This is a genomic window from Mesorhizobium sp. M1A.F.Ca.ET.072.01.1.1 (assembly GCF_004023325.1).
GTDB lineage: Bacteria > Pseudomonadota > Alphaproteobacteria > Rhizobiales > Rhizobiaceae > Mesorhizobium.
On record NZ_RZSF01000306.1, the window covers coordinates 1 to 8,147 of the forward strand.

The following is an 8,147-nucleotide window of genomic DNA, read 5'->3' on the forward strand; positions in this document are numbered from 1 at the left end:
ACACACCGTCGGTCGCGATGAGCTTGAAGCGCCTTCCTTCCGCCTTCTTCAACTCCTCTTCCAGCGCGGCCATGTCGTTGTTTGCATAGCGGAAGCGCTTCGCCTTGGAGAGTCGCACGCCGTCAATGATCGACGCGTGGTTCAGCGCATCGGAAATGATGGCGTCCTCCTCGCCGAGCAGGGCTTCGAACAGCCCCCCGTTGGCGTCGAAGCAGGACGAGTAAAGAATCGTGTCTTCCATCTTGAGGAATGACGAGATGCGCGATTCGAGCTGCTTGTGCTCTTCCTGAGTGCCGCAGATGAAGCGCACCGAGGCCATGCCGTAGCCGTAGCGGTCGAGCGCAGCCTTGGCCGCGTTCCGCAGCTCTTCATTGTCTGCGAGGCCAAGATAATTGTTGGCACAGAGATTCAGGACCTTCCCGCCATCGGTGAGTTCGATCTCGGATGACTGCGGTGAGGTGATGACGCGCTCGGATTTGTAGAGACCCGCGGATTTTAGCCCAACCAGTTCCGCAGACAAATGGGCAATCAAAGCGTTCGTCATCGGCAACTCCACTGGAATGGCATCGGGTACGCAAGCCGCATCACCATGCCGAAGAAGCGACGAGTCGTCGCCTCGTTGAGGTAAGCGTCCTCGGTGTATCGCGCGAGCTGAGCGGCGCAGAACGTCGCCGTACCACCATCGATCGCGCGCTCGAGTTTCAGGAGTTGGATGACGACGAGCCAGTAACCAAGCCGCTCGCCAACTTGCGGTCGCATTGGCTCATTTCCGATCACGGATAGCTGACAGGAGTTGACCATGCCGGATCATCGTGCTTTTGCCAGTAGCGATCCATTAGCTGACATGTGATGGGTCCGACCTGCCCGTTAGCGATCTCAGTGTCGTCGATGCGCGTCACGGGCATAATGCCGCCGGCAGTCGATGTGATGAACACTTCGTCAGCCTCTTTGATCTCGGCACGACCAACATCTATGGCCGTGGCCAACAACCCAATCTCGGCGCACAGATCGAAGACAGTACGGCGTGTAATGCCAGGTAACACTCCAAAAGCGGGCGTCTTCAAGGACCCGTCCTTTACAATGAACACATTGAAGCCCGGCCCCTCCGCGATGTGGCCATTGGTATCGAGAATCAGCGCTGTCTCTGCTCCCATGTCGTAAGCATCGAAAAGGCCCTTCACGAGATCGAGCCAATGATAGTTCTTGATCGAGGGATCGACCGATTTGGGCGGGATGCGTACTGTCTCGCTGATCGCGACGTGCAAGCCTCTTTCTAGCTGTTCCTTGTTGGCGACCGACCCAAATGGGACTGCAAACGCCATGAAGCGATTTTCCGCTTGCCGGGGATCGCGGCTGAATGTCGGCGACGAACCGCGCGTGCAGATCATCTCTACATACGCCGATCTGTGGCCCGACAAAGCGACGCAATTTTGCAGGATCGATGCTATTTCCTCGCAATCATAGGGCAAATTCATGCGTAGACGTTCAACGCCATCTAAAAACCGGTCGAGATGCAAATCCAGCCGGAAGAACCTGCCGTTCCATACGTGCACGGTGTCGTAAGTCGCGTCGGAGTGCAGAAAACCCCAATCGAGCAGGGAGATCTTGGCCTCAGACATTGGTAGGTATTGCCCATCCATGAAAGCGACACCGTGAGGATAAGGCCGTTTATCAATGTGACGATCAACTACAGATGGAAGTCTAGGTAAGAGCTGTGTCATCGGATTCGCCATTCTTTCCCAATGGGTCAGTTGTTTTGCCTGCGCGGAACGATTTGGCAAACCCACTGTCCCGACGCAAAATCGACTGCGTCCCATTAATCGCACGCTTCTTTAGAGGGAAAAGACCAATCCCTTGGTGGTCACGCAATGGACGCGTCAAAAAACGGACCAGGGTGACGGCTTCAACGAACCCCGCTCGGGGTTATAGCGTAACGCGGGGCTCGAACTTAACACGATCAAGCGCAATCATGCTCCGGAATTTTCGGACATTCGGGTTCGTGTAGAGCTTGGTTTTGACGAAGACGTCAAAAGCCTCGACGTCCTCAACCGTCACGATCAGGACGAAATCAGCGTCGCCGGTCACCATATAACACTGACTAACTTCTTTGGTCGCCCGCATTGCTCGCTTGAAATCATCGACCAAATCGAGACGCTCACGGTCCAGCTCCACCGTAACGACGATGGTGAGCGATTTGCCGACAGCTTTTGGATCTACTAGCGAGATATCCGCTACAATCACGCCGTCCGAACGCAGCTTGTTCACCCGACGCATGCATGACGCGGCCGAGGAACCGACGAGCTCCGCGAGTTCGGCAAAGGAGAGCCGGTTGTTCTTTTGTAGAACCGTGAGTATCCGTCGATCTAGGTCGTCCATGACTGGTCTTCTATGATTTGATGCCCAATAATCGCCCGAACTGCCGTCATATTTATTGCAGCTCATGCGGTAAAATGAAACAGCCCAATCAATATGGGCCAACCTGCGGCTACAATCAGCGATCTATGGCGCGCCGCAGGGGTCACGTGAGTGCTGCTGTTCGCTCCACCTTCCCCATCGCATCACGATTACGTTGTTGGATGCTGATAGGAACGGTTGGTCGCTCATCAGGCAACCTCGCGATTGAATTGAATCAGTTTAAGAGCTGATCGGGCGTTGGTCCCGCGCCACCATGACGACTGCCAAGGTCGCTTCCCCCACGAGGGGCCCGCATTAGACCTGCGGCGTTGAGGTGGCCGGGAGCTCCAGACGGCTACAGGAAGATGTGCCACGGACATTTAGGCCAAGATGCGTCCAGAGCGCCGATTGATGAGCATCCCGTGCGGGCTCCCGGCACCGGGCACCATACCCTAGTTCCCTGAGGAGCATCCATACCATTTTCGTCGGTCTCGACTGGGGCGGATCGAGCCATGCCGTCTGTGTCGTCGACACTGCCGGCAAGACCCTCGAGCACTTTGCCGTCGCAAACGATCGGGACGGACTTGCCGAACTCGTGGCCCGCCTGCGCCGGCAGTCGCCTGCCCGGCGAGACGCCGATCGCCATCGAGCGGCCCAGTGGACTTCTCGTTGACGTGCTGATCGAGGCCGAGTTCGTCGTCACCCCGGTTCATCCCAATGTTGTCAAGGCGTGCCGGCCTCAGTACCGCGCCCTCGCCGCCAAGAGCGATCCCGGCGATGCCTACATTCTCGCCACATCATGCGTACGGACGGCCACTGGCTGGCGCCGCTCAGGCCACCTGTCGACGCCGTCAAGGCGCTGCAATCTCGCCGAGATATTCCACCGACCCGGAGCGTCCGCTCTCCGCCACCGCGACCGAAATCCGCTGTTGTAAATATCCAAATCCACAAATCTGGTCTGTTCCAGATGGCCCGTCTCCTATACATGAGGCACTGCGCAGGCCAGCCGGCTAGCCGTCATACCGTTGCATATCGGATGACGGGCCTGCATGAAGATCCGATCATGGCGGCACCGGAGCAGTGAGAGCCGGCCGCTCAGCTCCGCTTTTGGGCTGGCCTGAACCATACGCCACGCCGCGCCTACCCGCCGCCGAGCCTGATTGGCGTCCCGTCGGCACGCCAGCACGCGGCGCCAGTCATCTTGCCGTCCGCGTCGAACTGAATCGCGCTCATGCCGCATCCAACGCTGTTAACCGACGCCACGTCGTGACCGCGGTCGCGCAACGCCGCGAGCACGCCTTCCGGTACCGATGCCTCGACTTTCACCCACATAGCCCCGCGTCCAGATCCGGGGCGCCTCCGCCGCCTCCTGCACATTCATGCCATGACCGATCAGGTTCGACAGTGCTTGCCTTACCGAGGGGAACATGCGCAGCGCCAGGCAACCCGATCGCGTAGCGTAGCTTGCCATCGCGCAGCACCATCACCGGAGACATCGACGAGATCACGCGCTTGCTGGGTTCGACCGAGCTGGCGCGGCCTGGATGCGGATCAAACGAGGACATGTAGTTGTTCGGAATCATGCCGGTGCCTGGCACGATGTAGCCAGCGCCGAAAAGGTAGTTGATCGACTGGGTGCTGGCAATGACGTTGCCGAACCCGTCCGCAACTGTAAGATGAGTGGTATGCGCACCTTCGCTAGGTGCCACCGGTGCGCTCCACGACTGGGCGCGGTTCATGTTGATGCGAGCCCGCCGCTCCGCTGCACAGTCCTTGGACACCAGCTTGCCGATCGCCTCCGGGACGGACGCCGCGTCGGCGGACGCCCCTGCCCTATCGGCGAAAGCGATCTTCAGCACTTCTGCCAGCAGACGCAGTATCTCCGGACGCGAAGCCGAGCGTTCCGATATCATAGCCCTCCAAAATATTCAACGTCTGAATAATGTGCAGAGGACCGAACGATGGCGTCGGCGGCCCGACGACCTCATAGCCGCGATAGAGCCCGCGCAGCGGCTCGTGATCTATTGTGCCATAGCCAGTCAGGTCATCGAGTGTCAGAAAACCCTGTTCCTGCGCCATGTGCTCCGCAAGGTGACGTCCCAGTTCGCCGCCATACAGTATGTCCGGCCCCTTGCGCGCTATTGACCTCAGCGTCTCGGCATAATCGCCGTTGATCAGGCGGCTTCCGGGTTGGATCGGCATGCCGCCGGGCAGGTACAGTTTGGCGATATCCGCATCGCGCGCGAGATCGGCCGCCGCGTCACAGACGCATTCCTGTAGATAGGGGGTCACACGAAGCCATGCGAGGCGTGTCGAATCGCAGGCTCAGTGACGTCGGTCAAAGAGAACTTGCTGAACCGACGCAGCGCCTCGCACCAGCTCACCAGCTCAGCAAATTGCCGGGAGCGGCGACCGCCGTGGGGCCGATGGCGTTGCGGCGGCCAATCGCGTCCGTCGTGCCGGCGGCGGCCTTGGGATCAGGGCTTGTAGACGGTCGGGCCAGTCGCGAGCGGTGCGGTGCTCATGCCGTCGAGCACGTGATGCGTGCCATTTGCGAGGCGGATATGCGCTATGCCGCCACCCAGCACCCCCACCATCATCGCCTCGACGACCGAAAGAGTGAACAAGGCCGCGATGGCAGCGTCGATCGCGTTGCCGCCCGCTTTCGCAACATAAACACCTTCAGGCGCTTGGGCGCCCGTCAATGAGTTCTCTCACCCTCTTTTTGCGGTGCATCTCGGCGCGCGCCCAGCGTTCCCGTATGTCCGCGCACTTCAGCTGCGTGTCCTGAAAGAGCGTTTTTGCTACAGAAACCTGGTCCTCGGTTGATCTTTTCCCGGGTCCTCCTCCGAACTGCAGAGCGTCCCTGCATTCTTCGAGACTCGCCGGTAGAACATCAGCGAGGTGGCTGGCTAGTTCGCTTCGGCGCTGTGTGACACAGCTATCCTGAGACAGGCGCTGGGCGATCTCACCAATTTGTGTGTGGGCCTTCCTGAAAGGAAGGCCTTGCGACGCCATTCGTTCGGCGGCAACGGCCGTCATCGATGAGCCGTCCTCAAGGTTTTCACGCATCGACCTCACGTCGAAAGACATGAACTTCACGATGAGCGATGTGAGGGTTATGGCCCGCTTAAGGGCATCTTCCGCAAGTCTCAGAGGCGAGCAACCGTAGTTGCTTGCCTCGATCGAGTTGCTGAAAGGCGATTTGCAAGTAGCCGTTGCCGCAGAAACATACGCGCCGATTACGGTGCTTGCCGATCCCTTGATGTGTTCAAGCAGAAAAGGGTTCTTCTTTTGGGGAAGCATGGAAGAGCCGCCGGCAAGATTGTGAGGAATGTCGATGAGAGCGAACTCCCGCGTCGTCCAAACCTGCAGGTCCTGTGCTACACGACTGAGCAAGATTGAAACGCCAGCGAAGACTGAAAGCCCCTGCAGGTGGTGATCGCGGCTCGCGACCGCGTCAAGTGAGTTGAACGACGGCAGTTCGAATCCCAGAAGACTTGCGGTTTGCAGGGGATCTATAGGAATGCTGGTGCCTCCGCCCGCCCCCGCCCCCATAGGGCAATTCTTGATGTCTTCCAGGAGGTGATGGAGGCGCTGACGCTCGCGCCCCAGAGCGAAGAAGACGCCAAGCAAGTAGTGCCCTGGCGACCCAGGGAGTGCGATCTGGTATTGACTGTACAGTGGAGCCACAAGTCTCGATGCTTCCTCCACTCGCTGAAGCAGGGCATCTTGTGCGATTCCAACCTGTTGGGAGATGGAACACGCGGCCTCCCGCAGAGCCAGGAGAGAAATGGTCGCGTTCAAGTCGTTGCGGGACCTCGCAAGGTGCAGCCAGCCGGCCTTTTCTGTGCCAGCTCTGACGGCAAGTTCGGCCTCATAGGCAAGATATAGGCCACGCGGCGCATCGCGGCCCTCCAAAGACTGAAAGCCCTCGTCCTGAAGGTCCAAGATGTGCTTGAGGAGGTCGGCAGCGGCTGTTTGGCTGATCAAGCCCTCCTCGGTGAGCATCACTAGATGTGCTTCGTCTATGGCCGTCTGGTACTGCAAAAGGCGGCCGTCGCGCGAAAGTTCGATCGGGGGAGCGAGCAACTTCATCGCTTCAGGATGTAGGTTCCACGTGCCCTCGGTTGCCCCAGCGACTTGCTTGTTGTCCGATTCGCCAGCAGGCGTCTCGATATCGATCACAATGGAATCGATCATCCGTTCAGCCGCCGCGGCGGCGGCATTGAGTTCATCGGCGACGCCTACGGCGTAGGCTACTCGGTCTCTAAAGTCGCCATTTATTTGAACTTCCTGCCCCTCAGATTTCAGTAACCCCGCCTGGGGCACAGTCGGGTCTGGATTTCGAGAAAAGCCCAGGCGTTTGAGCTTACCGGCCTTATGAACAAGTTGGAAACGGATGGCTCCCGCCCTTGCGCTCGCCCGTTGAGGCGTAAACCCTTCTCCCGCGTAAAGTCTAATCACCATGTCAAGGATTGACGTGCCCAAGGCGTGCGAGAGCATGACTGGAATCATTCCTCCAGCCAGCCTAGGATTGACCTCAATTATGACGGGGCCCGACTCCGCTGTCACGAACTCTACATGAGCCGGTCCGAAGTCCAAGCCCAGAGCCGATACCGCTCGCGCAGCAAAAGAAGCCAATTCCTTGAGGGACGGCTCCGGTAGCGGGGCCGGGAAGTCGTGCCCTGTCTCGACGAAGCAGGGAGCTGGCCCCTTGTGCTTGGCAAGAATCCCAAGGCAACGCAGCGTCCCATCGTAAGCCATTATCTCTGCAGAGTATTCTTTACCCTCTATGTATTGCTGGATCAGGATGTCGGGGCTGCGCAGATCCACTTGATCGAGCAGTGCGCCCCTTGCACTCTCAAACGCCTTGATGGCGGCTGCGGCACTATCGCACAACCTCACGCCGCTACTACCACTGCCGGACACTGGCTTGACGACGACGGGCAGAGTAGCTTGGGCAAGAATGTTCTCCACGTCCATGACGGAGGAGGCCAGCCGAGTTTCCGGTATTGTTATTGATTGTCGCTGCAACTCGGCCGCTTGCGTCCATTTGTTCCGGCAGGTAGCTATAGCGTCCGGATTCGCTGCTGGTAGCCCCATTGCGGTCGCGACACGTGACGCTGCTTCCACAAAATAATCCGACGATGAATATACTCCGGCCAGCCTTTTTAAGTTGGCAGCGACCCCAATGAGTTCATCCGGACTACGCGTTTCAGCTTCGATAACGTGAGCGACGGGGTCCTTTAGAAATGGATAGCGTGCAGGATTGCGCGTAACGAGGTAAGGCTCAAAGCCTAGAACTCGGGCCTGCTTCATCAATAGTTCGCCAGTGCCCGTCGTGTTGCTTTCGACGAAAAGGAAGCTACCTCGGTTCATCATGAATCGTCCTCCAGCACGTTTAGAACAGCTTCCCGGCTTCTCCGCCTCCAAAGATATCGGTTCCATGGAGGGAGGGCGGTCGAAGGGTGATTTTCGGTGGCCGGCGCGTCCAGCGATACATTTTTATTTAGACATGCGTTCTGTTTTTTGAGCCACTCGGGGTCGTATGCAGCTTCGACGTAGCGGTGGCCTTCATCAGGACATATGACGACTACGGTCTCTTCTGGATACTGCCGGGCGCGCCAGCGCCCCACGATGTAGCTCGCTCCGGAGGTCGGACCGGCGAAAACGGCGTGCCGCTCGTGGAGGGTTCGCGTTGCGGCAAATGCGAGCGGAGCCGAGATGAGATGTACCTCGTCATACAGTTC

The 8,147-nt window shown here is 58.6% G+C and carries 10 protein-coding genes and 1 pseudogene; 1 reads left to right on the forward strand and 10 read right to left on the reverse strand.

Annotated features, from left to right (window positions below; genetic code table 11):
- The 4 genes from EOA32_RS29500 to EOA32_RS29515 all read right to left on the reverse strand — a co-directional run.
- On the reverse strand, window positions 1-544 hold a 544-nt coding region (locus tag EOA32_RS29500; RefSeq protein WP_128373599.1), incomplete at its 3' end, for an aminotransferase class I/II-fold pyridoxal phosphate-dependent enzyme.
- Window positions 541-759, reverse strand: a complete 219-nt coding sequence (locus tag EOA32_RS29505; protein WP_128373600.1) for a hypothetical protein — start codon at window positions 757-759, stop codon at window positions 541-543. The genes EOA32_RS29500 and EOA32_RS29505, both read right to left, overlap by 4 nt.
- Before the next feature lie 14 nt (window positions 760-773).
- Window positions 774-1,640, reverse strand: a complete 867-nt coding sequence (locus EOA32_RS29510) for an aminotransferase class IV (RefSeq protein WP_189407464.1) — start codon at window positions 1,638-1,640, stop codon at window positions 774-776.
- A 283-nt stretch (window positions 1,641-1,923) separates the two neighbouring features.
- Entirely contained in the window at window positions 1,924-2,376 is a 453-nt protein-coding gene (locus tag EOA32_RS29515; protein ID WP_128373601.1) for an Lrp/AsnC family transcriptional regulator, read from the reverse strand.
- Between the two features lie 496 nt (window positions 2,377-2,872).
- On the opposite strand from EOA32_RS29515, the gene EOA32_RS40190 reads away from it, so the two are divergent.
- Window positions 2,873-3,067 (forward strand): IS110 family transposase, encoded by a 195-nt coding sequence (locus EOA32_RS40190; RefSeq protein WP_245499422.1) that lies wholly within the window; start codon window positions 2,873-2,875, stop codon window positions 3,065-3,067.
- A gap of 467 nt (window positions 3,068-3,534) precedes the next feature.
- Here EOA32_RS40190 and EOA32_RS39335 read toward each other — a convergent pair whose 3' ends face one another.
- The 6 genes and pseudogenes from EOA32_RS39335 to EOA32_RS39355 all read right to left on the reverse strand — a co-directional run.
- Complete coding sequence (locus EOA32_RS39335) at window positions 3,535-3,726, reverse strand: hypothetical protein (protein ID WP_210214856.1); 192 nt, start codon at window positions 3,724-3,726, stop codon at window positions 3,535-3,537.
- Window positions 3,717-4,253: a gamma-glutamyltransferase gene (locus tag EOA32_RS40820; RefSeq protein ID WP_210214857.1), complete on the reverse strand. Its 537-nt coding sequence runs from the start codon at window positions 4,251-4,253 to the stop codon at window positions 3,717-3,719. Before EOA32_RS40820 ends, EOA32_RS39335 begins: the two co-directional genes overlap by 10 nt.
- Window positions 4,228-4,686 (reverse strand): gamma-glutamyltransferase, encoded by a 459-nt coding sequence (locus EOA32_RS40825; RefSeq protein WP_210214858.1) that lies wholly within the window; start codon window positions 4,684-4,686, stop codon window positions 4,228-4,230. The genes EOA32_RS40820 and EOA32_RS40825 overlap by 26 nt, the downstream gene beginning before the upstream one ends.
- 185 nt (window positions 4,687-4,871) lie before the next feature.
- Window positions 4,872-5,099 (reverse strand): gamma-glutamyltransferase, encoded by a 228-nt coding sequence (locus EOA32_RS39350; RefSeq protein WP_210214859.1) that lies wholly within the window; start codon window positions 5,097-5,099, stop codon window positions 4,872-4,874.
- Window positions 5,077-7,779 (reverse strand): lyase family protein, encoded by a 2,703-nt coding sequence (locus tag EOA32_RS29530; protein ID WP_128373602.1) that lies wholly within the window; start codon window positions 7,777-7,779, stop codon window positions 5,077-5,079. Before EOA32_RS29530 ends, EOA32_RS39350 begins: the two co-directional genes overlap by 23 nt.
- Window positions 7,776-8,147: pseudogene (locus EOA32_RS39355) on the reverse strand (PLP-dependent cysteine synthase family protein); the annotation flags it as partial. The gene EOA32_RS29530 and the pseudogene EOA32_RS39355, both read right to left, overlap by 4 nt.